Below are 23,798 nucleotides of genomic sequence, written 5' to 3'. Positions count from 1 at the left end.
GCGCGGGGGGCAGCAGGTGCGGGTTAGGCGAAGGCTAGGCAGACGGGGGTGGGCACGGTGGATGCGCCGAGCGGGGTGAGGGTGCGCGACGCGTCGTCGAAGGCGAACACGGTCACCACGTCGCTGTCCTGGCAGGCGGCGAGCACCCGGTCGCCGTCGGGAGCGATCACGAGGTCGCGCGGCGTCCGTCCGCCCACCGGGATGGAGGCGACGAGCGTGAGCCGCGACGCGTCCGGGTCGAACGCGAACACGGCGATCGTGTCGTCCCCGCGATTGCTGGCCAGCACGGTGCTGCCGGACGCGCTGACGCAGACCGCCGCCGGGGCATTGTCCCCGTGGGCGCCGTCCGCGCGCGTCGTGGTGCTCTGCGCCCGCACGAACCGGTCGCCCTCCCTCCGGAGCACGTCGATGCTGGAGTCCAGCTCGTTGACGACGACCACGTGCCGGCCGTCCGGGAGGAAGGCGAGGTGCCGCGGCCCGGCCGACCCGAGCACCACGGTCGCCTCCGGCCGCAGGCTCAGCCGCCCGTCGTCCGAGAGGGCGTACCAGCGCACTTCGCCGAGCCCGAGGTCGACGACCACGACGTCTCCTCTCACGGGGTCCACATTCAGCTGGTGGACGTGCGGCGCGTCCTGACGCGACGGCTCCGGGCCGCGGCCCTCGTGCTGCACGAAGGCCGTCCGCTCCCCGATCGACCCGTCGTCGTTCAGAGCGAACACCGAGATGGTCCCGCTCCCGTAGGTGCCCGTGATCAGCAGCGGCCGGGAGGGATGCACCACCAGGTGTGCCGGCGACGCACCGCCGCTCGACACGGATGCGAGCTCGGTCAGTGTCCCGTCGTCCGCCCGCGCGAACGCCACGACCGCACCGTCGGGCTCCGTCTCGCTGACCGCGTACGCGGCCGCCCCATCCGGCGCGAAAGCAACCCAGGACGGGTTAGCGGGGCCCGCGGCGAGCACGACGTCCGTCACCGCCGTCCCGTCGAAGCGGGCCGAGAGCAGTCCGTCCGCATGGCCGTCGACGAAGGAAAGGCGCTCGGTGTACGTACCGATGAGGAGGTGACGGGTCATGCGTCCATCCTTACCACCCACCCGCCTCGCCGTAGGATGTTCCGGTGCGCCTTGTCATTGCCAACTGCTCCGTGGACTACGCCGGCCGGCTCAGCGCGCACCTCCCTCAGGCCACTCGTCTGCTGATGCTGAAGGCCGACGGCAGCCTCCTGGTCCACTCGGACGGCGGCTCGTACAAGCCGCTGAACTGGATGAGCCCGCCCTGCACCCTGACAGTGGACGAGCCCGACGACCTGCAGCGCGCCGCCGGCATCAGCGAGATCTGGCGCGTCACCCAGGCCAAGACGGCCGACATGCTCGTGGTGTCCATCCACGAGATCCTCAGCGACACCGCACACGACCTCGGAATCGACCCCGGGCTGCAGAAGGACGGCGTGGAGGCGCACCTGCAGAAGCTGCTGGCCGAGCAGATCCATCTTCTCGGCGACGGGCACGTGCTCGTCCGCCGGGAGTACATGACCGCAATCGGTCCGGTCGACATCCTGGCCCGGGATGCAGCGGGTGCGGCCGTGGCCGTCGAGCTCAAGCGCCGCGGCGACATCGACGGCGTCGAGCAGCTGACGCGCTACCTCGAGCTGATGAACCGCGACCCGCACCTCGCGCCCGTGAGCGGCATCTTCGCGGCCCAGGAGATCAAGCCGCAGGCCCGCACGCTCGCCGAGGACCGCGGCATCCGCTGCCTGGTGCTCGACTACGACGCGATGCGCGGGCTGGACGACAGCGAGAGCAGGCTGTTCTGATGGCGGGCCCGAAGGGACGCTTCCCGCAGAGCTACGAGAACGCCCCGGTGCGCAAGGCGCTCGCCGTGATCGCGGCGCAGCCCACCCTCCAGAACCTGGATGCGCTGCTCGCCGCCGCGACGCAGGGCGGACTGGTCGTGGATGTGACCGGCTCCACCCCGGACGACACGCGCCTGCGCACGATCAGCTCCACCACCGGCGAGGCGGTGCTGCCCCTCTTCACATCGATGGATGCGCTGCGCGCGGCTGTCGCGCAGACCGCCGGCGGCGAGGGGTCACCGGTGCAGGCCGTCATCGTGCCGGCCCTCGAGGCGCTCGGCTTCATCCGTACCGCCGACTTCGTCGCCGTTCAGTTCGACCCGGGCGCCGAGCACACGATGGTGGTCGCACGCTCGCACATCGAATCCGCTCTCGGCGACCGCTGAGCGCTGACTCAGATACGTCACATACCATAGGACAGCCATGACCAACCCGATCATCACCGTCACTCGCACCTGGACCTGCGTCCTGTTCGACCTCGACGGCACCCTCACCGACTCCGCCCCCGGCATCACGTCCTCGCTCGCGCGCATGTTCGCAGCGCTCGGGAGACCGGTCCCCTCCCCCGCCCAGCTCATCCAGTACGTCGGGCCGCCGCTGCTGGACTCCCTGCGGGACTTCGGCGGGATGACGGAGCCGGCGGCTCGCGAGGCCCTCGCCGTCTACCGTGCCGACTATGCGCAGCACGGCGCGCTCGACTCCGCCGTCTTCCCCGGCATCCGGGGACTGCTGCAGCGCCTCCACGCGGCCGGCATCCCGCTCGCCCTGGCCACCAGCAAGCCGGAGATCCAGGCGACGCAGATCCTCGAGCACTTCGACCTCGCCCAGTACTTCGACGTCATCAGCGGCGCGACGGAGGACGAGAGCCGCAGCGCCAAGGCGGATGTGGTGGCCGAGGCCCTGCGCCGCCTGGAGGAGCTCGGCATCGACCTCGGGCACACCGTCATGGTGGGAGACCGCGCATACGACGTCGAGGGTGCGAGCGCACACGGCCTGCCGACCATCCTCGTGGAGTGGGGCTACGGCTCGCCCGCGGAGGCGGCCGGTGCGATCGCCGTCGTCCACTCGGCCGACCAGCTGAGCTCGCTGCTGCTCGGCTGAGCGCGCGGGCCAGCGGGTCGCGCGGGCCCCGTGCCGGTCGGCCGTCAGCGGTGAGGACTAGGCGAGCCTCGACTGCACAGGTAGGCTGCTGTGTTGCGAAACCGCACCTCATACAGCACTAGGAATCCATATGCGCTCACGTAATCCGTTCGTCCCGGCCGCCATCGTGGCAGCCCTCACCATCGGCTCGCTGGCGGCCTGCTCCAGCAGTGGCAACTCCAATTATGTCACACCGCAGACCGCGTCCTCGTCGTCCTCGTCCTCGTCCTCGTCCTCGGGCGGGTCCTCCGAGTCCGCCACGCCGGAGGCTCTGCCCTCCGACTTCCCCAAGAACGACGTCCCGATCATCGACGGCACCATCGTCGTGGCGCGGGGCGACAAGGTGAACGGCTGGTCGGTCACGGTCCAGCCGTCGGGCAAGACCGGTTTCGCCGACGCGAAGTCCGCCCTCGAGGGCAAGGGCTACAAGGTCCAGCCCGGCGCCACCGACACGGCCGCCGTCTACACAAACGGCACCTACACCGTAGGCCTGAAGACCCCCGGTGTCTCCGTCACCTACAACGTGACCGCCACCCAGTAGCCTCCACCCCACCCCCTCCAACGCGAACCGCCCACCATCGACTACACGAAGACTGCACAGAATCCCGCGATTCCCGTGCAATCTCTGCGGACTCGATGGTGGGCGGTTCGCGTTTGAGGGAGGGAGGGGGCAGGCGGGAGGGGGTCAGGCGTCGATGATGCGGACGAGCTCGTCGATGAAGGTGGTGAAGGTGTCGGAGCGGCGGATGAGGCCGAGGACGGTCTCCCGGTCCGAGAAGACCTCGACGAACTGGTCGAAGACCGTCTGGAACGACGCCCGGCCCTCGGCCGAGAACGCGATGAACGCGATCACGTTGACCCGCGCGTCCCCCCAATCGATCGCCGTGTCGTTGACCACGATCGCGATGGCCGTCCGCTTCGCGCTCATCGTCATCGCGTGCGGGACGGCGAGGGAGTCGGTGAACGCGGTGGAGGACATCTGCTCGCGCTCCACGCTCTGATCGACGTACTCGCGGTCGATCGCTCCGGCCGCGATCATCCGGTCGCCGAGCGCGCGGATCATCGTGATCGGGTCACGTGCGTAGAAGTTGCGCAGGAACAGGCTCTCGTCGAAGTACTCCAGCAGCTCGCTCTTGATGCGCGCCCGGTGCCGTTGGCGACGGATGCGCGACGCCGCCTGCCGGATGTGCTCCACATCCGTCTCGGTCAGGAACGGCTGCACGATCACGGTGTTCTCGCGGCGGACCAGCGGGTCGATCGTGGTGAGCACCAGGTCGGCGTCCATGGTGTCCCAGTCGACGTCCGTCGAGGTGATGACGCTGGTGATGTCGAGGTCGTCACTGAGGACGCTCTCGAGCCGGTCGCGCAGCAGGATGTGCATGTCGTAGTAGTTGGGACACACGACCGCGCACGTGACCGCGTCCCGGCGCCGGGACTGCTGCTCCAGGTACGCCCCCACATGCATGGCGATGTACGCGATCTCGTCGTCGTTGACCTCGATCCCCTCCGCGGCCTGCAGGCGGCTGGCGATGTAGACCGCGAGCTCGTAGATCATCGGGTACGAGCTCTTCATCGACCGGGTGAGGGGGTTACGGGAGAAGGTGTTCTCGTGCGCGCGGGCGACGAGGTTCTGCACGTGCAGGGTGAGCCGGACGATGAAGTCCTCGTCGTGCAGGTCGACCAGGTACTCGCTGGAGGCGCGATCGATGATCCCCCGGACGACGTCGAGGTCGGCGGGACTGACGAACTCCTCGACGCCGTCCCGGCCGGCTCCCGGCGCGATGACCCGGGTCCGCATGAGGATGGCCAGGTAGCGCAGCTCCGTGGGGTCGAGTGCGGTCCCGAAGTGCCGTTCGATGAGCTCGCCGAGGTCCCGGGCCAGCGTCCGGATGGTCTCGCTCGTCTCCGGCTCCTCCACCGTCGGCAGCACGCGGTTCTTCGCGACCCGGTCGAGCGCCACGGCCATGTGGAGGAGCACGTCGTTGATGCCGTACTCGTTCACGAAGAAGCCGCGAGCATCCAGCATCCCGACGAGGTCCGACTTGAACTCGGCCAGTCCTCTCGAACCGAAGGCCTCCTGGATGCGCGCCACATCCACAACGCTCTGCCGCATCTCGTCGCGGAACAGCCGGCTCAGCAGCTTGCGTCGCGCGATCTCCGGCCCGGCCAATCGCACGACGGCTCCATGGCGTTCGAGGGACAGCTCGGTGCCGGCGAGGAGTCCCCGCATGCGCGTCAGGTCGGATTCGATGGTCGAGTCGCTGACGAACAGGCTCTCGGCGGTCTCGTACACGTCCACGCCGTCGGGCTCGTCGAGCAGCCGCCGCACGAGGAAGACGAGCCGCTCCTGGGGGGAGCCGGCCGTCCCCGCCTCGGATGTCCCGTCGCCCGCCAGGTACGCCGCGTACGCGTCGGGCTTGACGCGGTAGCCGTTCGGCCCGGACTCGACCACCTCTCCCAGCGCGGCGGCGTAGCTGCGGATGCTGCGCGTCGTCACGCCGAGATCGTGGGCGAGCTCCGTGGCCGTCGTCCAGGCAGCACGACGCGCGAGGATGTCGAGCATCCTCGTCTGCTTCGCCGAGAGCGCCACCGGGACCACCTTCCTCGATGAGTCAACCACCCGGGTGCGTGCGGGCGACAGATTCCGGCGATCTTTCCGCACCCCCGGAAGAATCGCTGCTGGAGGGGATCGCCCGGGCCGGGTGAGCATGGTGGCGTTCCTCCCGTCCCACCCAGCGTCACCCGGAAAGGCAAGATCGATGAAGATCGTGGTCGTCTGCGGCGCCGGTGCATCCAGCACGTTCGTCGCCGCCAAGCTGCGCACTGCAGCCCGGCTGCGCGGCGTCGGCGTCGAGGTCGAACCCGGCAGCGCGAGCCAGCTGGAGTCGCTCGCCGGCGTGGATGTGGTGCTCGTCGGAGCGCACCTGGAGTCCGCCGTCGCGGCCCTCCGCGAGCGCGCCGCCGCCAGCGGCACCGCCGTCGCCGTCCTGCCCCTGGTCTCACCGGCCGCGCTCGACGGGGACGCCGCACTGGACCTGGCCCTCGGCGCGAAGGCGACGAGACTGTGAGCAGTGCCATCGAACACATGGCGGCGGCCGGCACCGGCCCGCACGGAACGAAGGAGATCGGAACCATGGCTGAACGGATCATCACCGTCGGATCGACGCACGGATTGCACGCCCGTCCCGCGAAGCTCTTCGTCGAGGCCGTGAACGGCTCCGGCGCGGCCGTGAAGCTGACCAAGGAGGGCGGCAGGACGGTCGACGCCGGCAGCATCCTCGGGGTGATCTCCCTGGGCATCGACCACGGCGACAAGATCGTGCTCACCACCGACGCGCACAACGGCGAGGCGGTGCTGGACGACCTGGCCGAGATCCTCGCAACGGACCACGACGCCCGCGCATGAGCGAGCAGAGCACGAGCGAGCACACCATGAGCGAGCACACCATGAGCGAGCACACCATGAACGAGCACAGCACGAGCGCCGTACTGACCGGCGCCGGCATCGGCCAGGGCGTCGCCGTGGGGCCTGTCCTGCGCATGTCGGCCCCGCTGCCCGAGCCGAGGGACGAGCACAGCGAACGCACCCCCGACGAGGAGAAGGCCCGGGTCCGGGATGCGGTGGCCGCGGTCGCCGCGGACCTGCGCCTGCGCGCATCCACCGTCGACGGCACAGCGGCGGACGTGCTCGAGGCGCAGTCGATGATGGCCGAGGACTCCACCCTCGCCGACGATGTCGCCTCCCGCATCGACGGCGGCAAGACCGCCGAGCGTGCGGTCTTCGAAGGCTTCGCGGTGTTCCGCGACATGCTGAAGGACCTGGGCGGCTACATGGGCGAGCGCGCGGGCGACCTGGACGACGTCTCGCAGCGCGTCGTCGCCGCCCTCGAAGACAAGCCGGCCCCCGGCGTCCCGCAGTCCGACCGGCCGTTCGTCCTGGTCGCTCACGACCTCGCGCCGGCCGACACGGCCCTCCTCGACCTGACCAAGGTCCTCGGGCTGGTCACGACCGAGGGCGGTCCGACCTCGCACACGGCGATCCTCGCCCGTGAGAAGTCGATCGTCGCGATCGTCGGCGCCGCCGGTGCTGACCGTCTGGCCGACGGCGAGGAGGTCATCGTGGATGCTGCGGCCGGCACCGTCACCGTCTCCCCGACTGCAGCCGAGCGCGCCGACGCGGAGCACCGCATCGCGGAACGCGCCGCCGCCCTCGCCGGAGCCCTCGAGCCGGGCGCATTGGCGGATGGAACCGCCATCCCGCTGCTCGCCAACCTCGGCTCCGCCGATGGGGCGCAGGAGGCCGTGGCGCTGGGCGCGGAGGGGGTCGGGCTGTTCCGGACCGAGTTCCTCTTCCTCGACCAGCGGCTGGCCCCGACGGTCGAGCAGCAGCGGGAGCAGTACGTGAAGCTGCTGAGCGCGTTCGGTGGCGGCAGGAAGGTCGTCGTGCGCGTGCTCGACGCCGGCGCGGACAAGCCCCTCGAGTTCCTCAACGACGCCCACGAGGACAACCCGGCGCTCGGCCTCCGGGGCCTCCGCTCGCTGCGCGCGAACGAGGACATCCTCCGCGAGCAGCTGACCGCCCTCGCCGAAGCCGACGCGCAGACCGACGCCGACCTCTGGGTGATGGCTCCGATGGTCTCCACTATCGAGGAGACGCGCTACTTCACCGAGCTCGGGCGCGAGTACGGGCTGAAGACCGTCGGCGTCATGGTGGAGGTGCCGTCGGCCGCGCTCCTCGCCGACCGGGTGCTGCAGGTCGCGGACTTCGCCTCGATCGGCACCAACGACCTCACGCAGTACACGCTCGCGGCCGACCGTCTGCTCGGCTCCGTCGCCGGGTTCCAGGATCCCTGGCATCCCGCCGTCCTCCGCCTCATCGGCGAGGTCGGGGCTGCGGGGGTCGCGCGCGGGAAGCCGGTCGGCATCTGCGGCGAGGCGGCAGCGGACCCGCTGCTGGCCGTGGTGCTCGTCGGACTCGGCGCGACCACCCTCTCCATGTCGCCGGCGGCACTCGCCGACGTGCGGCTGTCCCTCAAGCGCTACACCCTCGGCCAGGCGCGTTCGCTGGCCGGGACCGCCCTGGCCGCCGATGGCGCGGCCGAAGCCCGGGACGCGGTCCGTGCGGCCGCCGAACGGTTCACCTCCCCAAGAAACCCCGACGCATCGGCACAGGCCGATAGAAACGAGGAAACACAATGACATCGGCGACACTGGAGTCGGCGAAGAAGCCGGGCGGAACGCGCGTCCACGTGCAGCGCTTCGGCACGTTCCTCTCCAATATGGTGATGCCCAATATCCCCGCGTTCATCGCCTGGGGATTCATCACCGCCCTGTTCATCGCGACCGGCTGGCTGCAGCACACCGATTGGGCCATCAGTCCCATCCTCGGCGGCTTCGGCGACCAGGCGAAGATCGGATGGCAGGGTGCGGCTACCGTACTCGCCCAGGACCCGAGCGGCCACACGTTCCAGCAGTACGTCGGGCTTGTCGGCCCGATGATCACCTATCTGCTTCCGCTGCTCATCGCCAACACCGGTGGGCGCATGGTCTACGGCGTCCGCGGTGGTGTCGTCGGCACCATCGCGACCATGGGTGTGATCGTCGGCTCGACCATCCCGATGTTCATCGGAGCGATGATCCTCGGACCCCTCGGCGCCTGGGTCATGAAGAAGATCGACCAGCTCTGGGACGGCAAGATCAAGGCCGGCTTCGAGATGCTGGTCAACAACTTCTCCGCCGGCATCGTCGGCATGCTGCTCTCGATCGGCGCGTTCTTCGGCATCGCACCACTCGTCGAGTGGCTGAGCTCGGTGCTCGGCGGCGCAGTCAACTGGCTCGTCTCGGCGCATCTGCTGCCGCTCGCCAGCATCCTGATCGAGCCGGGCAAGGTGCTGTTCCTCAACAACGCCATCAACCACGGTGTGCTGACCCCTCTCGGTGTCGAGCAGGCGCAGCAGACCGGCAAGTCGATCCTCTTCCTTCTCGAGGCCAACCCCGGCCCCGGCTTCGGCATCCTGATCGCCTACTCCGTCTTCGGTCTCGGGATCGCCCGCGCGAGCGCACCGGGTGCGGCCCTCATCCAGTTCGTCGGCGGCATCCACGAGATCTACTTCCCGTACGTGCTCATGAAGCCGACCATCATCATCGCCGCGATCCTCGGCGGTATGACCGGCATCGCCACCAACGTCGCGTTCGGCTCGGGGCTGCGCGCTCCCGCTTCCCCCGGATCGATCATCGCCGTGCTGGTTCAATCGCCCGCGGACAGCATCGTCGGGGTGACGCTCTCGGTCGTCCTCGCCGCCGCCGTGTCGTTCATCGTCGCGTCGATCATCCTGCGCGCCAGTCGCAAGCGCGATATCGCCGCAGGCAACGCCGGAGACCTCTCTGTGGCGGTCGCGCAGACCGAGGCCAACAAGGGCAAGCAGTCGTCGGTCCTGGGCGGTCTCGTCCGGGAGGGCGAGCATGACGCAGGCGATGCCCAGGGCGACGCCACGACACGACTGGTGCAGAACATCGTGTTCGCATGCGACGCTGGGATGGGATCGAGCGCGATGGGCGCCTCGGTGCTGCGGAACAAGTTCAAGAAGGCCGGAGTCGATGGGGTGACGGTGACCAACCAGGCCATCAGCAACCTCGACGGCACCGCCGACCTCGTCATCACGCAACGTGAGCTCACCGACCGCGCCAAGGGCCAGTCGCCCGACTCGGTCCACGTGTCGGTCGACAACTTCATGAACAGCCCGAAGTACGACGAGGTCGTCGAGCTCGTCGCCAGCCAGCAGAAGATCACGGAGGACGCCACGAAATGACCGACACCATTCTCGACCGGGCGAACGTCGTGGCCGCGGGCTCCGCGGCCACGCGGGAGGACGCGATCCGGGAGGCGGGTGAGCTGCTCGTCGGGGCGGGCGCCGTCGATCCGGCCTACGTCGACTCGATGCAGGAGCGCGAGAACACCGTCTCGACGTTCATGGGGAACGGCCTGGCCATCCCGCACGGCACCAACGAGTCCAAGGACGAGATCAAGCGGTCGGCCCTGTCCTTCATCCGCTACTCCTCGCCGCTCGACTGGGGCGGCGAGGAGGTGCGGTTCGTCGTCGGGATCGCCGGGCAGAACAACGAGCACCTGGAGATCCTGTCGAAGATCGCCATCCTCTTCTCCGAGGAGGACGATGTCCAGAAGCTGATCGACGCCCCGGACGCGGATGCGCTGTTCGCCCTCCTCGGCGACGTCAACGAGTAGGCGGGATCACGATGAGGAGCAGTCGGATGAGGGCAGTAGCGTGAAGGCGGTCCACTTCGGCGCGGGCAACATCGGGCGCGGCTTCGTGGGGCTCCTGCTCCACGAAGCCGGCTACGAGGTCGTGTTCGCCGACGTCAACGCGGAGCTGATCGATGCGCTCGCGGCCGCGGAGTCCTACCGGGTGCACCTGGTCGGAGAGGAGTCGCAGACGACGACGGTCACCGGTTTCCGCGCGATCAACAGCGCGACCGACGAGGATGCGCTGGTCGCCGAGATCGCCACGGCGGATGTGGTGACGACCGCGGTCGGCCCGCGCATCCTGCGCTTCGTGGCGCCGGTCATCGCCCGCGGCCTGGCCGCACGTGCGGACGGCGCTCCGCGCCTCGCGGTGATGGCGTGCGAGAACGCGATCGGCGCCTCCGACCTTCTGGCGGCCGAGCTGATGGACGGGCTGCCGGACGACGAGACCCGCGAGAGACTGGCCGCCCGCGCCGTGTTCGCCAACACGGCGGTCGACCGCATCGTGCCCGCCCAGGCGCCGGGCGCCGGAGTGGATGTGACGGTCGAGACGTTCTTCGAGTGGGTCGTCGACCGCACGCCGTTCGAGGGGCGGGAGCCCCGCATCCCCGGCGCCCATTTCGTGGATGCGCTCGGGCCGTACATCGAGCGCAAGCTGTTCACCGTGAACACCGGGCACGCGACGGTCGCTTACACGGGGTTCCTGGAGGGCGCGACGACGATCAGCGAGGCGATCGGTATCCCTGCGGTGCGCGAGGCCGCCGAGGCCGCGCTTCGGGAGACGTCGGCGGCGCTGTCGGCGAAGCACGGCCTGCCGGAGGAGGAGCTCGCCGCCTACCGGGCGAAGATCCTGGGCCGGTTCACCAATCCGTACCTGGTGGACGAGGTGACCCGCGTCGGCCGCGAGCCACTCAGGAAGCTGGGACGCAACGACCGCTTCATCGGTCCTGCCGCGGACTACGCGCAGTACGTCGGGGGTGTCCCGGCCGCCCTGATCGCCGCCGTGACCGCCGCCCTCCGCTTCGACGTGCCGGAGGACACCCAGAGCCTCGAGCTGCAGCGCATCCTGGACGAAGCGGAGGCCCCCGCCATCGTGGAAGAAGTGATGGGCGTGACCTCCGGCGAGCCCCTCTACGACCCCCTCGCGCAGGCCGTCTCCGAGGTCCAGCGCCTCCACCATCGCTTCCTCGACTGACCCGCTGACACACCGCCTCCGGCGGGATCGACGGAGGAGGCGGCAGCAGAGGCGGAAAGCCGTGAGCGCTCCGGGAAGCGGGTGGTACGTTTCGCATGTGAGCCGAATCGTGTCGGTGGCCCCGGTGCTCCCCGCCCGGAGTTACAGCCAGGGGGAGATCACCGCGGCGCTGCTCGCGATGATCACCTCGGATCCGGCGCGGCAGCAGGTGATGCGCCGCATCCACGCGGCATCGGGCGTGCAGACGCGCAGCCTCGTGATGCCGCTCGAACGGTACAGTTCGCTGGCGTCGTTCCGGGAGTCGAACGACTTCTTCATCGCCGAGGGCACCTCCCTCGCCGAGCGAGCCGTGACGGCTGCGCTGGACTCGGCGGGCCTGGCTCCGGCCGACGTCGACTTCCTGCTCTTCACCTCCGTGACCGGGATCGCGGCCCCCTCGATCGACGCCCAGCTGGTCGCCCGCCTCGGATTGCGGCCCGACGTCAAGCGCCTCCCCAGCTTCGGCCTGGGATGCGTCGCGGGCGCGGCCGGCATCGCACGCGTCAACGACTACCTCGCCGGGCATCCGGACGAGGTCGCGGTGCTGCTCTCGGTGGAACTGTGCTCGCTGACCGTGCAAGCGCGCGACGACTCGATGGCGAACATCGTGGCGAGCGGGCTCTTCGGCGATGGCGCAGCGGCCGTCGTCATGGTGGGCGATGCCCGCGCGGAGCGGCTCGGACTCGCCGGTCCGGATGTGGTCGACTCGCGCAGCCGCATCTACCCCGACACCGCCGATGTCATCGGCTGGGACATCGGGGGCACCGGCTTCCGCATCGTGCTCAGCGCCGGCGTACCCGAGGTGATCGAACGGAACTTCGCTGGGGATGCGCGCGGCATCCTCGCCGCGCACGACCTGGAGGTGTCCGATGTGGGCGCCTGGGCAGCGCATCCCGGCGGCCCGAAAGTGCTGGAGGCGTTCGCCGAGGCGCTCGACCTGCCCGACGGTGCCCTCGACGCCAGCTGGCGGTCGCTCGCCGCTGTGGGCAACCTCTCGTCGGCTGCCGTGCTGCACGTGCTGGCCGAGCAACTGGATGCGCACCCCGCCGGCACCATCGGGTTGCTGTTCGCGCTCGGGCCCGGTGTCACGAGCGAGCTGGTACTGCTGCGCTGGGCGGATGGCCGCGCGCGCCGCGCGCCGCTCCCGGCGTCGATGATCGAGCCGGCTGCGTAGCCTGGGCAGTATGACCACGATCGGGACGCTCAGATGATCTGGTACGGCCTCCTCGTGCTCGCGACGGGGGCGGAGCGGATCGCCGAGCTCGTCGTCTCGGCCCACAACGCGCGATGGTCGTTCGCCCGAGGCGGGGTCGAGTTCGGCCGCGGCCACTTCCCCCCGATGGTGGCGCTGCACACCTCCTTGCTGCTCGCCTGCCTCGCCGAGGTGTGGTTCGCGGACCGCCCCTTCCTGCCCTGGCTCGGCTGGCCGATGCTCGCCCTGGTGCTGGCGAGCCAGGCCCTGCGCTGGTGGTGCATCGCGACGCTCGGGCCGCGCTGGAACACCCGGGTGATCGTCGTCCGCGATCTGCCCCTGGTAGCGCGCGGACCGTACCGCTGGTTCACACATCCCAATTACGTCGCCGTCGTCGTCGAAGGCTTCGCGCTCCCGCTCGTGCACACGGCGTGGATCACCGCACTGGCGTTCTCGGTCCTCAACGCGTGGCTGCTCGCCGTCCGCATCCGCTGCGAGAACCAGGCTCTCGCGACGGTCCTGGCACCGGAACGGGCATGAGCCCACAGCTGGTCGTGGTCGGGGGCGGTCCCATCGGTCTCGCCTGCGCGATCGAGGCCCGCATGAACGGCCTGGAGGTGACGCTGATCGAGCCCCGTGCCGGTCCAATCGACAAGGCGTGCGGCGAAGGCCTGATGCCGGGCTCGCTGGCCGCCCTGCACCGGATCGGCGTCGATCCGCCCGGGCGCCGGCTGGACGGCATCGCCTACCTCGACCGTGACGCGCGCGTCGAGCACTTCTTCGCCGACCGGCCGGGACGCGGCGTTCGGCGGACGGTCCTGCACCAGGCGCTCGCCGAGCGCGCTGAGGAGCTCGGCGCGGAACGCATCCCGGCCAAAGTCGCCGGCATCTCGCAGAGCGGGGACGCGGTGGAGCTGAGCCTGAGCAGCGGAGGGACGCTCCTGGCGCCGTGGGTGATCGCCGCCGACGGCCTGCACTCCCCTGTGCGGCGGATGCTGGGTCTCGACGGACGGCCGCAGTCCGGGACACGCCGGCGATTCGGACTGCGCAAGCACTTCGCCGTCGAGCCGTGGTCGTCGCTCGTGGAGGTGCACTGGTCGCACGGAGCGGAGGCCTACGTGACCCCGGTCGCGGAGCGCCTGGTGGGTGTCGCCGTACTCGGCGGGCGTCCCCTCGATGTGGATGAGGTGGTCGCCGGCATCCCGGAGCTCGCAGCCCGCCTCGAGGGCGCGGCGGCGGTGACCGAGCCGCGCGGGGCGGGACCGCTGCTGCAGCGAGCACGGTCGCGCTCCTCCGGCCGGGTCCTCCTCGCCGGCGACGCCTCCGGTTACGTGGACGCGCTCACCGGCGAAGGGATGCGCGTCGGCTTCGCCCAGGCCCGTGCCGCCATCGCCGCGGTGCGCGCCGGCAGCACGGAACAGTACGAGCGGGCATGGCGCATCACGACGCGTGACTTCCGTCTGCTGACGTCCGCCCTCGTGCTGGCGTCGCGCTCCCGCTTCCGGCCACGGATCGTCCCGACCGCCGCCCGGCGCCCCGACCTGTTCGGGTCGATCGTGGAGCGACTCTCGAGCTGACGGCTCCCCGTCGCCCAAGGAATCTCTCGTCGGCGCTGTTTCTTTTATGCCTTGATCATTCGTGATTAGGGCATATAAAGCATGCTTAGACGCTGTGGACAATGGCCCTGCCCCGGATCGACCGATTAGTATATGGAATCGAAGATCACAATCGAATATGCCTAAAGGGGAGACATGGAGCGATCCACCGCCGCAGCTGCGGACGACACACCAGACTCCGAGAACTCCGCGGAGTTCCGGGTGTCCGCCACTGGCGCTGTGGCCGAACCCAAGCGCACGCCACCCAAGAAGCGCACGACGGTCACCTTCTACATCACGGATGCCATGCGGAACCGAGCGCGCGCCGCCTACCGCCAGACATCGTTCGGCGAACGCGACACCAGTTGGTCCGAGATGCTGAACAAGGCGCTGCTGGCCGAAGTCGAGCGGCGCGAGGCCGAGTACAACAACGGCCAGGTATTCGTCGGGAACGACAAACCACTCACGCCCGGCCGGCCGATCGGCTTCTGACCGACGTCGGTCCCGCCGGCCCGCCCACGCCGGATTCCCGGCACACCGGCGCTGGGGAGCCGATGTGCCGGGAAGTCGAGGCGCGCACCGAGCGAACGACGATCCGATCAGCGCGTGTGGTGGCGACGCTCCCGGTTGGCCGAGGCGAAGACCGCAAGCACTCCGAGGAGGGCAAGGAGAGCGCCGAGCGCGCCGACCCCCAGGTTGTCGGAGCCTGTCGAGGCGAGGGTCGCCGCGAGGCTCCCACTACTCGCGCCGAGCGCTACGGCGCCGCCCACGGAAGCCACGGTCGTTCCCGGGCCACCCACGGATGCCGCCGTCGTTTCGCGGTCACCCACGACCGGGGTGATCGGGGGCCCGGGAGGCGTCGGCGTGGTCGGGGTCGACGTGTCGCCGGTGCTCGCACCGACGAGACCGAGGGCGTTTCCGCCGATCGCCACGGGGACACCGAATCCGATCGGCAGTCCGCCACCGCCCAGCAGACCACCACCGAGCAGTCCGCCACCGCCCAGCAGGCCACCACCGGTCGTACTACCGGTCGTGCCGCCCGCCGTCGCTCCACCGGTAACAGGAGCACTCGGGATCGATCCGCTGGAGGACGCATCTCCCAGCACCGAGACCGCATTACCACCCGCCGTCACCGGCGCTGCAGCATCCACCGGAGCCTGCACACCGGGCAGCAGCCCGCCGCTGGAACCGGACGTCGCCGTGCTGCCGGTGCCGGCAGCCGAGCCCCCGGAGGTGGAACCGCTCGAGGACGCATCCCCCAGCACCGAGACCGCGTTACCGCCCGCCGTCACCGGCACTGCAGCATCCACCGGAGCCTGCACGCCGGGCAGCAGCCCGCCGTTCGTTCCGGACGTGGATGCGGTGGCGCCCGATCCGGCACCGCTGGGAGCGGTCGCCGCCGATCCCGTCGAGGACGCATCCCCGAGAACCGCCACAGCGTTGCCGCCTGCGGTCACCGGAACCGCGGCCGCGACAGGCGCCTGGATGGCGGGTGCACCGGACGATGCAGCCGTCGCTCCGGAGCCGCCGGAGCCGCTCGAGGCGGCGGGGGCGGTCGCCGATCCGGCGCTTCCCGCATCCCCGATCACGCTCACCTCATTGCCGGAGACCGTCACCGGGGCGCCCACGTCGGCCGCCGCCTGCGTTCCGCCGAGAAGGCCGCCGATCGAGCTGGGCGAGATCGAGACCGAGGGCGCGGGCGCTGCAGGCGCCTGGGCCGTGGAGCCGGAACTCGTCGAGTCGCCGAGGACCGAGACGGCGTTGCCCGAGATCGTCACCGGCGCCGTGGCGCCGACGACCGCTTGGGTTCCGCCGGAGCCGCTGGAGGTCTCGGCCGCGTTCGCCGCGGCCGTGCCGGCGAGCCAGAGGCCGCCGACGCAGAGGGTGAACCACAACCCTCTGGATACGTACTTATTCATGAGAATGCCCTTCATGCTGAGTGTCGTGGCCCGGGCACACGGGTGCCGGGCAGTGGTCGCGTGCTGCCACAGGGGGGCAGCAGGGACCCGCTCAGTCGGGGCTGATGTCGTGGTCGCCGACCGGACCGGCCGGGACAAGATCGTCCGCGAACGTGCCGGCACGCGCCATCCATCCGGATGAAGGCAGAGCGGAGCCGTCGACGGTGGCCGCTGCGGCGGGCACAGCTCCGCCCGAAGCGCTCCCGCCGGCGGCCGATCCGCCCGGCAGGCTACCGCCGGGCAGGCTACCGCCGGGCAGGCCGGGCGGAGCAGTGGGTGCGGGGTCCGATGGGCCACTCCCCAGAGGTCCGCCGAGGTCCGCGGACCAGCCGCGGAGAACGAAGAGGGGCGGGGAAGAACTCGACAGCGCAGCACTCGGCTCACTCGCCGGAGCCGCTGCCGATGTCGCCCCGGCGGTGGCCGGACCGCCGGCCGGGCAGGAGCCCGGCTGGGGAGAGGTACCCGGGCCGCTTACGGCGATCGGCGTCAGCGGCGCGACACCCGTGCCGACGGCGCGGACGACATCCGTCACCGCCTGGTCGACGATGCCACTGACCGGCTGCGTCGCCGTGGTGACCGGCGCCGGCGGAAGCACAGCGCCGACGACGGGCAGCTGCTCGACGGCCGCGTCGACGCCGGAGGCCACCGGATCGACGGCACTCGAGACCGGCGACGAGTCGGCCACCTGGTCGACGGTCTGGGTCACGGGCGCGACGACAGTGGAGACAACAGGGGCGACGGCAGCGGCGGCGGGCGCGGGGAGCGATGCGGCGGCGGCACTCGTGACCGCGCCGACCGCCTGACCGGCCGAATCGGCCGCGCCGGACACGAGTGCACCCACCGGACCATGCGGGGGTGCCGGCTCTGCTGCGGACGCGGGAGAGCCTCCCAGCAGCAAGCCGCCGACGGTCAGGCCCGCTCCAAGGAGCAGAGAACCGAGGAGCACGCGCGCAGGGGTGAACCTGATCCGCAGCCCGTCGGCCGCCTCCAGCACGCGATCACCCCCAGACCCGTTCGAGATGAACCAGACTGTACTCCCCTGTCTAGCAGACGGTAAAGGTGTTGGCGCGGGATCATGGCGCCGCCTCGCACCCAGGGCGTATAACGGGGACATGGCGGACGCGATCACCCACTGGATCGACCTCTACCGGCGCGCATGGGAGAGCAACGAACCCGACGACATCCGCGCCCTGTTCACCGAGGATGCGAGCTACCGCACGGAACCGTTCGCCGAGCCGTGGGACGGCCATCAGGAGATCGTGGAGGGCTGGCTGGACGCCCAGGACGACCCCGGCGCCGCGAGCTTCGAGTGGCGATTGCTCGGACAGGACGGCCCCGTCTCGTTCGTGGAGGGCGTCACCGACTACCGCGACGGCCCGATCTACAGCAATCTGTGGATCATCCGGCTGGCCCCCGACGGGCGGGCCGAGGAGTTCACCGAGTGGTGGATGGAGCAGGAGCCCGGCCAGCCCTGACCGGCCGGCCCTGACCGGCCGGCCTCGGCATCAGCCGAGTTCGCCGAGCCAGAGCCCGAGGCCGGCAGCGGCGAGAGCGAGGACGAGCATCCCGACGCCGTTGACCAGCGCCGCCCGGTAGCGTCGCTGCTGCGCCAGCCGGACCGTCTCGTAGCTCGCCGTGCTGAACGTCGTGTAGCCGCCGAGGAAACCGGTCCCGAGCACCGCGCGCCACTCCGCAGGGAGGCCGTGGGCCAGGGCGAGGCCGGTGACCAGACCCAGCAGGAAGGACCCGGTGACGTTGATGACGGTCGTCCCGAGCGGATACGCGATGCGCACCCGTGCCCGGAGAAGCCCGTCGAGAACGAGCCGCGCGACGGCGCCCACGCCCCCGGCCGCGGCGACGGCGAGGACCAGCAGCGCCGTCATCGTCGCCCCCGCTCCGCGCGACGCCGGGCGATCGTGGAGGCAAGCGCGATCCCCGCGACGGAGGCCGCGGCGCCGATCGCGATGGTGGCGACGGCATAGAGGATGCTCAGGCCGACGCTCTGCGCGGCGATCAGCCCGTCCGTGTCCACCGCGAGCGAGCTGTACGTCGTGTAGCCGCCCAGGATGCCCGTCCCGGCGAACAGGCGCAGATCGCGGCGAACACCCTCATCGGGTCCGTGCAGCGCGAGAGACTGCAGCAGCCATCCGAGCACGAAGGCGCCGGTGACGTTGAGGAGGAGCGTGATCACAGGAACTCCGCCCACGGGCGGCACCGACAGGCTGAGCAGATAGCGCACGGACGTCCCGAGGGCGCCGCCCGCGAACACGAGCAGGATGGAGCGCGGGTGCAGGTGCACAGGCGCCGGTCCACGGACCGCCGGCACTAGACCGGCGGGTCTTCCCACGGGAGCTTCTGCGCTCCCGGCATCGGATTCAGCGGGACAACGACGACCGGCCGGTGCTGGCGGTGCGCCAGGTGCACGGCGACCGACCCGTTGAAGAACTCCCGCAGGCTGCCGCGCAGCCCGGCGTCCCGCGTCCCGACCACGATGTACCGCACATCCAGCTCGTCGGCCAGCCGCGCCAGGGCCCAGGCGGGGTCGCCGGCCAGCTGCTTCAGCGAGTACGGGATGCCGCGCCCCTCCAGGATGCTCTGGATGTGCGCCTCGAGCTCGGGATCGAACCGTTCCTCCTCGGTTTCGGGCAGGTCCGGGTCGTAGGGGAGCGCGACGACCGTTCCGTCGACGTAGCTCGAGACCAGGTAGCGATCGGGATCGACGTTCGCGCACACCAGCGGCAGGCCGAGGTCGCCGGCGAGACGTGCGGCCGCCTCGACGACAGCGGCCGGCTGCCCGGGGACCACGGCCGCGAGGATGCCACCCCGACCGGCGATCTCGTTCCCGTTCATGCCCCTAGTGTGCACCATGAGCGGGTTCACTCGTGCGCGGGCGCGGGGTACGTTCGGCCTACCAGCGTCTGAAGGGAGCCCGGCTTCATGGCCGACCAGCCACCGCTGCCGCGGGAGCGGCGCCGCACCACCCGAGGACTGCGTCCGCTGCCGCAACTGGCGAAGGACCTCGTGGCCCAGTTGCGCCGGCTGATCGCGTCGGAGCTCGCGCTGTTCAAGGCCGAGATGGCCGCGAAGGCGAAGGCCGCCGGGATGGGCGCCGGGCTGCTCGCGGGCGCCCTCCTGTTCCTGTTCTTCGCGTTCGGCGTGCTGGTGACGGCGGCCGTGCTGGGCTTCGCCCTGATCCTCCCCGCCTGGCTGGCCGCGCTCATCGTGGCCGCCATCCTCATCGTGATCGCCGTCGTCATCGGCCTGATCGGCTGGCGCAGCCTCAAGCGCGGGATGCCGCCGGTGCCCGACGACCTCGGCAGCGAGCTCGGCGCGGACTACCAGGCGTTGAAGGGAAAGCGGCCGTGACGACGCACTCGGTACCCTCGGTCCGCCGGGCGGGTGAACGTCCCGCCGGGCGTCCCCCGCTCCCCCGGGGCGCGGGCATCAACATGCTCAAGCTCGACCTGGAGGTGACGCGCGACGAGCTGGCGGCCACGCTCGACGACCTGTTCGCCACCTTCAACCTGCGCGTGCAGATCCGGTCGCATCCCGCCTTCTTCACGGGGGTCTTCATCGTCCTGACCGGAGCCGCGGCGGGCGCGGCCGCCCTCCTCCTGCGGAGGCGCGGGCGTGCCGGCTGACCAGGGCGGTGTGGGCAGCGCCCGGGCGGAAGCGATCCGCCGGATCGAGGACCGCCGCAGCCTCCCCTGGTTCCGGCTGCCGTGGGGCTTCATCCTCAAGCGGACCATGCGCAGCTTCACCACCGACCAGGCGACCGACCTCGCGGCGGGCCTGACCTACTTCGGCGTCCTCTCGCTGTTCCCCGCGCTTCTGGCATTGGTCAGCATCCTGGGCCTCGTCGGGCAGAGCAAGACCGGCATCGCCGCACTGTTCGGGATGGTCGACGACCTCGCGCCCGGCATGACGGACGTGCTGAAGAGTCCGCTCCAGCATCTCGCCTCCTCGCCCGCCACGGGCTGGGCGCTCGCCATCGGGATCATCGGCGCGATCTGGTCGGCGTCCGGCTACGTCGGCGCGTTCGGGCGCGCCCTGAACCGGGTCTACGGCGTCCGGGAGGGACGGTCGGCGCTCGTCCTGCGACCGGTGCAGTTGGGGGTCACGATCCTCACGCTGGTGCTCGTGTCGCTGCTGGCCATCCTGCTCGTGGTGTCCGGCCCGGTTCTCTCCTTCCTGGGCGGGCTGATCGGACTCGATCAGGCGTTCCAGGTGGCGTGGTCGGTGATCCGCTGGCCGATCGTCGCGATCCTGCTGGTTCTGCTCCTCGCTGTCCTGTACGCCGCCACGCCGAACGTGAAGCAGCCGCGGCTCCGCTGGCTCACGCCCGGGTCGATCGCGGCGATCGTGGTGCTCGCCGTCGCATCCGCCCTGTTCGCGCTCTACGTGGGCACGTTCGCCAACTACGACCGCACCTACGGCACGCTCGCCGGCATCATCGTCTTCCTGCTGTGGATCTGGATCGCGAACGTCGCGCTGCTGCTCGGCGCGGAACTCGACTCGGAGGTGGAACGGGTGCGAGAGCTCGTTGCCGGCATCGATGCGGACGTCGACCTGCGCCTCCCGCTCAAGTCGGACAAGGGCCTGCTGAAGGCGCAGGAGGTGCAGGCCGGCGACATCCTCGCCGCGCGCACGCTCCGCGCCCGCTACCGCACGCGCGCCCGCTGACCGCTGACCGCTTGCGTCTTGCCGCTTGCCGCTTGCCGCCTGCGCCCCGTAGCGACATTCGTCACGAATGTGCACTCCCACCGCCTCAAACCCGACATTCGTCACGAATGTGCACTCCGGTGCGGCCCAACGCGACATTCGTCACGAATGTGCAGCCACCTACCTAGCGCGACATTCGTCACGAATGTGCACTCTGGCCGGCTGGAACGCAACATTCGTCACGAATCTGGAGGGCAGGACGGCCATCGGCGCACGGCCTAGGCTCGGAGCATGAGCGACGAGCGGCCCGGCCACGACCTCCCGGACACCCGAGGCCGCACGGGTCTGCACCGGGCGGGACGCGATCTGACCGGCAATCCGGATGTGCGCATCCACGACGTCGAGGTGACCTCGGACGGCTGGCACATTCTCCGCCGTACGACCTTCGGGTATCGCGGCCGCACCGGCGAGTGGACAACGCAGTCGCGCGAGACCTACGACCGGGGCAATGGTGCGACCGTGCTCCTCTACGATCCAGTCGGCCGCACACTGCTCCTCTCGCGCCAGTTCCGGTTCCCCGCGTACGTCAACGGGCATCCGGACGGCATGCTGATCGAATCCGCGGCCGGACTGCTCGACGGCGACTCGCCGGAGGAGGCGATCCGGCGCGAGGCCGCCGAGGAGCTCGGAGTGCGGATCGGCGGGCTCACACATCTGTTCGACCTGTACATGAGTCCGGGGTCGGTCACCGAGCGCGTCCACTTCTATGCGGCCGAGTACGCGCCGGAGGACGTCTCCGGCGGCGGCGGCGTGGAAGAGGAGGGCGAGGAGATCGAGCCGGTCGTCGTGCCCTACGACGAGGCACTCGGGATGGTCGCGGACGCCCGGATCGCCGACGGCAAGACCGTCATCCTCGTGCAGTGGGCCGCGCTCAACCTCTTCGGCTGATGTTCGGTCAGCCGTAGCGGAGCGTGGCGCCGTCCGACTTGAGGAAGTCGATGTGCAGGTGGTTGCAGGTGTCGTCGAACGGCTTGAAGTTGGTGAGGTTCATCGAGGACCGGCACTCCACCTGCCCGAGGCCGGAGCCGTCGGGAACAAGCGGGTCGAGGATGCGGATGAGCTGCATCGACTTCGCGTCGCCGCCGGTGAGCGGCGAGCCGTTCAGCAGGTAGAAGTCGACGGCGTGGCCGCCGCCGTCCGCATAGTGCGCGGAGCTGGTTCCGGCTCCCTCGATCTGGCCGGTGCAGCGGCGGTTGATGTCGCTGATGCCCACCTGGTTGAAGTTGTCGAGCGCCACCGAGATGGCCTGGAGCACGCGGTAGTCGACGCCGCAGCTCGGGACGGCCTTGCCCTCGGCGAGGTTGGCGATCTCCGGGATGTGGTTCGGCGTCGAACCGACGAGACGACCGGAGGCGACGGCGCCCATGAGCTGGACGGCGAGCGCCTGCACGGCCGGAGACACGGACGAGTTGGTGGTCGAATCCAGGGCCTGCGGGCTCTCCTGGATGTTGAGGCCGTCACGCGCGACGACCTGCGTCACGCCACCCCCGGTCAGGGTCTGGACGGCGAGCGCCGTGCGGGCCGCGCCGCCGGTCGACCCCTCGCCGGTGGTGGCGTAGGCGGGGAGGGCCGCGGTGCCGAAGAACGCGGCGAGGGAGAGCATGACGACCGTGTGGATGCCCCAGCGATGGCGCCGCTGGCGGCTGGCGCGCGCCGGCGGGGTCGCGACGGCGGCCGGGCGTGCGGCGCGCTGCTTCCGGGGTGCGGACACCGGTCGCGGGGCTGCGGCGGCCGAGCGCTCGGCCCCAGCCGGGCGGGCGGCCTCGGCGCGAGCCGGGCGGGCGCGCTCGGCGCGCGTCGGCTTGACGACGATGCGCTCGCGTTTGCGCGGCCGGGAGCGCTCCGCCTCGAGCGCGGCCCGGCGACTCGGGAAGGTCTGCGTCGCCGTCAGCTCCTCGAGCGTCGTGAACGCGCTCACCGGATCGTCGGAGAGTGTCTGCTGCTGATCCACATCCACCACGACGGGTGCCCTGAGACTGCGGCGCGGCCGCGCTGAGGGAGTGGACTGGGGCAAGCTGCTGGTACTTCCTGGTCGAGTCGGTCGGGGTCGACGCACCGGGAGAGGCGCGAAAAGGGTACCGATCATTTCTACAGGATCTCGACTGGATGTTCCATCAATGCAGACGAATGGATCCGTTTCCCCAGGGATTCCCCCGCATCCCTAGACTGGCTGGGGGCTTCAGGAGAGGACGCGCATGGGATCGAGGTGGGCTCGCCTGACGCGCGCCGTGCTCGCCTCCGGCACCGCCATCCTCGTCTCCTCGCTGTTCCACGTTGCGGGGGGCGGGGCGGTCCCCGGAGTGATCCCCCTCGTGCTCAGCCTGGTGTTCGCCACGCTGGGGTCGGTCGCGCTCACGGCCCGGCGGCTCTCGCTCTGGCGCCTCACCCTCGCCGTGGCATTCAGCCAGTTCCTGCTCCACGCCCTGTTCAGCCTCGGCGGAGGCGACGCCCGCTTCACGACCACGAGCACGGGCACCGGCGCGGCCGCGAGCCTCGGCGGGATGACGCACCTGCACGCCGGCGCCCACCTCACTCTCGTCGGGGGTGCGATGCCGGCGGCGCACGGCTCCGAGCTGAGCCCGTCGATGTGGCTGACGCATGCGACGGCCGTGCTCGTCACCGTCATCGCGCTGCGATTCGGCGAGCGCGCGTTCTGGGGGCTCTTCGAGACCGCGCGGGTGCGCATCGAGCGCGCCGCCGACCGTCTCGTCGTCGTCCCGGTCCCCGTCGCGGCCTCCGTCGCCGCGCCGGCCGCTGCCGAGCCCGCTCTCCTCCGCGACCTGGGGCTCCCGCTGGCGCGGCTGCGGCACCGCGGACCGCCGGCGATCGCCCGCGCGCTCTGACTCC

At 70.6% G+C, this 23,798-nt stretch carries 28 protein-coding genes; 20 read left to right on the top strand and 8 right to left on the bottom strand.

Annotated features, from left to right (window positions below; all coding sequences use genetic code 11):
• Positions 1-23 precede the first annotated feature (23 nt).
• Positions 24-1,070 carry a lactonase family protein gene (locus BM287_RS00505; protein WP_090035430.1) on the bottom strand — a complete coding sequence of 349 codons (1,047 nt, stop codon included), beginning with the start codon at positions 1,068-1,070 and terminating at the stop codon, positions 24-26.
• Between the two features lie 44 nt (positions 1,071-1,114).
• Here BM287_RS00505 and nucS point away from each other — a divergent pair, with 44 nt between their 5' ends.
• The 4 genes from nucS (at position 1,115) to BM287_RS00485 (ending at position 3,530) form a co-directional block, all read left to right on the top strand.
• Positions 1,115-1,810, top strand: a complete 696-nt coding sequence (nucS, locus tag BM287_RS00500) for an endonuclease NucS (RefSeq protein WP_090035432.1) — start codon at positions 1,115-1,117, stop codon at positions 1,808-1,810.
• Positions 1,810-2,235, top strand: coding sequence for an SseB family protein (locus BM287_RS00495; RefSeq protein ID WP_090035434.1), 426 nt, complete (start codon positions 1,810-1,812; stop codon positions 2,233-2,235). Before nucS ends, BM287_RS00495 begins: the two co-directional genes overlap by 1 nt.
• A 37-nt stretch (positions 2,236-2,272) precedes the next feature.
• The gene (locus BM287_RS00490; RefSeq protein ID WP_090035435.1) at positions 2,273-2,950 is read left to right on the top strand and encodes an HAD family hydrolase; all 678 of its coding nucleotides are present in this window, start codon (positions 2,273-2,275) and stop codon (positions 2,948-2,950) included.
• 130 nt (positions 2,951-3,080) lie between these two features.
• Positions 3,081-3,530 (top strand): hypothetical protein, encoded by a 450-nt coding sequence (locus BM287_RS00485; protein ID WP_090035437.1) that lies wholly within the window; start codon positions 3,081-3,083, stop codon positions 3,528-3,530.
• Positions 3,531-3,674: 144 nt separating this feature from the next.
• Here the strand turns inward: BM287_RS00485 and BM287_RS00480 are convergent, their stop codons facing one another.
• Positions 3,675-5,579 (bottom strand): BglG family transcription antiterminator, encoded by a 1,905-nt coding sequence (locus tag BM287_RS00480; RefSeq protein WP_090035620.1) that lies wholly within the window; start codon positions 5,577-5,579, stop codon positions 3,675-3,677.
• Between the two features lie 169 nt (positions 5,580-5,748).
• Between BM287_RS00480 and BM287_RS00475 the strand changes: the two genes are divergently transcribed.
• The 10 genes from BM287_RS00475 to BM287_RS00430 all read left to right on the top strand — a co-directional run bounded on the left by BM287_RS00475 (position 5,749) and on the right by BM287_RS00430 (position 14,763).
• The gene (locus BM287_RS00475) at positions 5,749-6,057 is read left to right on the top strand and encodes a PTS sugar transporter subunit IIB (RefSeq protein ID WP_090035439.1); all 309 of its coding nucleotides are present in this window, start codon (positions 5,749-5,751) and stop codon (positions 6,055-6,057) included.
• Between the two features lie 65 nt (positions 6,058-6,122).
• A complete protein-coding gene (locus BM287_RS00470; protein WP_090035622.1) occupies positions 6,123-6,395 on the top strand; it encodes an HPr family phosphocarrier protein in 273 nt (90 codons plus the stop codon).
• 41 nt (positions 6,396-6,436) lie between these two features.
• Positions 6,437-8,188: a phosphoenolpyruvate--protein phosphotransferase gene (ptsP, locus tag BM287_RS00465; RefSeq protein WP_170857394.1), complete on the top strand. Its 1,752-nt coding sequence runs from the start codon at positions 6,437-6,439 to the stop codon at positions 8,186-8,188.
• Positions 8,185-9,798, top strand: coding sequence for a PTS mannitol transporter subunit IIBC (locus BM287_RS00460; RefSeq protein WP_090035440.1), 1,614 nt, complete (start codon positions 8,185-8,187; stop codon positions 9,796-9,798). The genes ptsP and BM287_RS00460 overlap by 4 nt, the downstream gene beginning before the upstream one ends.
• A complete protein-coding gene (locus tag BM287_RS00455; protein ID WP_090035442.1) occupies positions 9,795-10,232 on the top strand; it encodes a PTS mannitol transporter subunit IIA in 438 nt (145 codons plus the stop codon). Before BM287_RS00460 ends, BM287_RS00455 begins: the two co-directional genes overlap by 4 nt.
• A gap of 40 nt (positions 10,233-10,272) precedes the next feature.
• A complete protein-coding gene (locus tag BM287_RS00450; protein WP_090035444.1) occupies positions 10,273-11,445 on the top strand; it encodes a mannitol-1-phosphate 5-dehydrogenase in 1,173 nt (390 codons plus the stop codon).
• Positions 11,446-11,542: 97 nt separating this feature from the next.
• Entirely contained in the window at positions 11,543-12,658 is a 1,116-nt protein-coding gene (locus BM287_RS00445; RefSeq protein ID WP_090035446.1) for a type III polyketide synthase, read from the top strand.
• Between the two features lie 33 nt (positions 12,659-12,691).
• Complete coding sequence (locus BM287_RS00440) at positions 12,692-13,216, top strand: isoprenylcysteine carboxyl methyltransferase family protein (RefSeq protein WP_090035447.1); 525 nt, start codon at positions 12,692-12,694, stop codon at positions 13,214-13,216.
• Positions 13,213-14,253: an NAD(P)/FAD-dependent oxidoreductase gene (locus tag BM287_RS00435; protein ID WP_090035449.1), complete on the top strand. Its 1,041-nt coding sequence runs from the start codon at positions 13,213-13,215 to the stop codon at positions 14,251-14,253. The genes BM287_RS00440 and BM287_RS00435 overlap by 4 nt, the downstream gene beginning before the upstream one ends.
• Before the next feature lie 258 nt (positions 14,254-14,511).
• Positions 14,512-14,763: a ParB family protein gene (locus tag BM287_RS00430; protein ID WP_244527792.1), complete on the top strand. Its 252-nt coding sequence runs from the start codon at positions 14,512-14,514 to the stop codon at positions 14,761-14,763.
• A 107-nt stretch (positions 14,764-14,870) separates the two neighbouring features.
• Here BM287_RS00430 and BM287_RS00425 read toward each other — a convergent pair whose 3' ends face one another.
• On the bottom strand, positions 14,871-16,190 hold the full coding sequence (locus BM287_RS00425; protein ID WP_244527791.1) for a hypothetical protein: 1,320 nt from the start codon (positions 16,188-16,190) through the stop codon (positions 14,871-14,873).
• A 91-nt stretch (positions 16,191-16,281) separates the two neighbouring features.
• Entirely contained in the window at positions 16,282-17,223 is a 942-nt protein-coding gene (locus tag BM287_RS00420) for a hypothetical protein (protein WP_090035453.1), read from the bottom strand.
• Positions 17,224-17,341: 118 nt separating this feature from the next.
• On the opposite strand from BM287_RS00420, the gene BM287_RS00415 reads away from it, so the two are divergent.
• Positions 17,342-17,704 carry a nuclear transport factor 2 family protein gene (locus tag BM287_RS00415; RefSeq protein ID WP_090035454.1) on the top strand — a complete coding sequence of 121 codons (363 nt, stop codon included), beginning with the start codon at positions 17,342-17,344 and terminating at the stop codon, positions 17,702-17,704.
• Between the two features lie 30 nt (positions 17,705-17,734).
• Here BM287_RS00415 and crcB read toward each other — a convergent pair whose 3' ends face one another.
• Genes crcB through BM287_RS00400 form a run of 3 tightly spaced genes read right to left on the bottom strand, consistent with a single transcriptional unit; the run spans position 17,735 to position 19,079 of the window.
• Positions 17,735-18,112 (bottom strand): fluoride efflux transporter CrcB, encoded by a 378-nt coding sequence (gene crcB / locus BM287_RS00410; protein WP_090035456.1) that lies wholly within the window; start codon positions 18,110-18,112, stop codon positions 17,735-17,737.
• Positions 18,109-18,528 carry a fluoride efflux transporter FluC gene (locus tag BM287_RS00405; protein ID WP_170857369.1) on the bottom strand — a complete coding sequence of 140 codons (420 nt, stop codon included), beginning with the start codon at positions 18,526-18,528 and terminating at the stop codon, positions 18,109-18,111. Before BM287_RS00405 ends, crcB begins: the two co-directional genes overlap by 4 nt.
• A 26-nt stretch (positions 18,529-18,554) precedes the next feature.
• Complete coding sequence (locus BM287_RS00400) at positions 18,555-19,079, bottom strand: universal stress protein (protein ID WP_090035459.1); 525 nt, start codon at positions 19,077-19,079, stop codon at positions 18,555-18,557.
• 87 nt (positions 19,080-19,166) lie between these two features.
• Here BM287_RS00400 and BM287_RS00395 point away from each other — a divergent pair, with 87 nt between their 5' ends.
• The 4 genes from BM287_RS00395 (at position 19,167) to BM287_RS00380 (ending at position 21,839) form a co-directional block, all read left to right on the top strand.
• Entirely contained in the window at positions 19,167-19,595 is a 429-nt protein-coding gene (locus tag BM287_RS00395; protein ID WP_090035461.1) for a phage holin family protein, read from the top strand.
• Positions 19,592-19,870 carry a hypothetical protein gene (locus BM287_RS00390; protein WP_090035463.1) on the top strand — a complete coding sequence of 93 codons (279 nt, stop codon included), beginning with the start codon at positions 19,592-19,594 and terminating at the stop codon, positions 19,868-19,870. The genes BM287_RS00395 and BM287_RS00390 overlap by 4 nt, the downstream gene beginning before the upstream one ends.
• Positions 19,860-20,912, top strand: coding sequence for a YihY/virulence factor BrkB family protein (locus BM287_RS00385; RefSeq protein ID WP_090035464.1), 1,053 nt, complete (start codon positions 19,860-19,862; stop codon positions 20,910-20,912). Before BM287_RS00390 ends, BM287_RS00385 begins: the two co-directional genes overlap by 11 nt.
• A 270-nt stretch (positions 20,913-21,182) precedes the next feature.
• Positions 21,183-21,839, top strand: coding sequence for an NUDIX domain-containing protein (locus BM287_RS00380; protein WP_090035466.1), 657 nt, complete (start codon positions 21,183-21,185; stop codon positions 21,837-21,839).
• A 7-nt stretch (positions 21,840-21,846) separates the two neighbouring features.
• Here the strand turns inward: BM287_RS00380 and BM287_RS00375 are convergent, their stop codons facing one another.
• Entirely contained in the window at positions 21,847-22,911 is a 1,065-nt protein-coding gene (locus tag BM287_RS00375) for a hypothetical protein (protein ID WP_244527790.1), read from the bottom strand.
• A gap of 235 nt (positions 22,912-23,146) precedes the next feature.
• Here BM287_RS00375 and BM287_RS00370 point away from each other — a divergent pair, with 235 nt between their 5' ends.
• Entirely contained in the window at positions 23,147-23,794 is a 648-nt protein-coding gene (locus tag BM287_RS00370) for a hypothetical protein (RefSeq protein ID WP_090035468.1), read from the top strand.
• The last annotated feature ends 4 nt before the right edge of the window (positions 23,795-23,798 follow it).

The organism is Leifsonia sp. CL147 (assembly GCF_900114565.1).
Taxonomy (GTDB): Bacteria; Actinomycetota; Actinomycetes; order Actinomycetales; family Microbacteriaceae; genus Leifsonia.
The sequence above is the reverse complement of the archived record's forward strand: the minus strand, read 5'-3'. Positions and strand labels throughout refer to the sequence as shown.

Bases quoted from the DNA above. Each gene is read 5' to 3' on its own strand.
- BM287_RS00505 (WP_090035430.1), bottom strand. From the start codon at position 1,070: ATGACCCGTCACCTCCTCATCGGTACGTACACCGAGCGCCTTTCCTTC.
- BM287_RS00495 (WP_090035434.1), top strand. From the start codon at position 1,810: ATGGCGGGCCCGAAGGGACGCTTCCCGCAGAGCTACGAGAACGCCCCG.
- BM287_RS00490 (WP_090035435.1), top strand. From the start codon at position 2,273: ATGACCAACCCGATCATCACCGTCACTCGCACCTGGACCTGCGTCCTG.
- BM287_RS00485 (WP_090035437.1), top strand. From the start codon at position 3,081: ATGCGCTCACGTAATCCGTTCGTCCCGGCCGCCATCGTGGCAGCCCTC.
- BM287_RS00475 (WP_090035439.1), top strand. From the start codon at position 5,749: ATGAAGATCGTGGTCGTCTGCGGCGCCGGTGCATCCAGCACGTTCGTC.
- BM287_RS00470 (WP_090035622.1), top strand. From the start codon at position 6,123: ATGGCTGAACGGATCATCACCGTCGGATCGACGCACGGATTGCACGCC.
- ptsP (WP_170857394.1), top strand. From the start codon at position 6,437: ATGAGCGAGCACACCATGAACGAGCACAGCACGAGCGCCGTACTGACC.
- BM287_RS00460 (WP_090035440.1), top strand. From the start codon at position 8,185: ATGACATCGGCGACACTGGAGTCGGCGAAGAAGCCGGGCGGAACGCGC.
- BM287_RS00455 (WP_090035442.1), top strand. From the start codon at position 9,795: ATGACCGACACCATTCTCGACCGGGCGAACGTCGTGGCCGCGGGCTCC.
- BM287_RS00440 (WP_090035447.1), top strand. From the start codon at position 12,692: ATGATCTGGTACGGCCTCCTCGTGCTCGCGACGGGGGCGGAGCGGATC.
- BM287_RS00435 (WP_090035449.1), top strand. From the start codon at position 13,213: ATGAGCCCACAGCTGGTCGTGGTCGGGGGCGGTCCCATCGGTCTCGCC.
- BM287_RS00425 (WP_244527791.1), bottom strand. From the start codon at position 16,190: ATGAATAAGTACGTATCCAGAGGGTTGTGGTTCACCCTCTGCGTCGGC.
- BM287_RS00415 (WP_090035454.1), top strand. From the start codon at position 17,342: ATGGCGGACGCGATCACCCACTGGATCGACCTCTACCGGCGCGCATGG.
- crcB (WP_090035456.1), bottom strand. From the start codon at position 18,112: ATGACGGCGCTGCTGGTCCTCGCCGTCGCCGCGGCCGGGGGCGTGGGC.
- BM287_RS00400 (WP_090035459.1), bottom strand. From the start codon at position 19,079: ATGAACGGGAACGAGATCGCCGGTCGGGGTGGCATCCTCGCGGCCGTG.
- BM287_RS00395 (WP_090035461.1), top strand. From the start codon at position 19,167: ATGGCCGACCAGCCACCGCTGCCGCGGGAGCGGCGCCGCACCACCCGA.
- BM287_RS00380 (WP_090035466.1), top strand. From the start codon at position 21,183: ATGAGCGACGAGCGGCCCGGCCACGACCTCCCGGACACCCGAGGCCGC.
- BM287_RS00370 (WP_090035468.1), top strand. From the start codon at position 23,147: ATGGGATCGAGGTGGGCTCGCCTGACGCGCGCCGTGCTCGCCTCCGGC.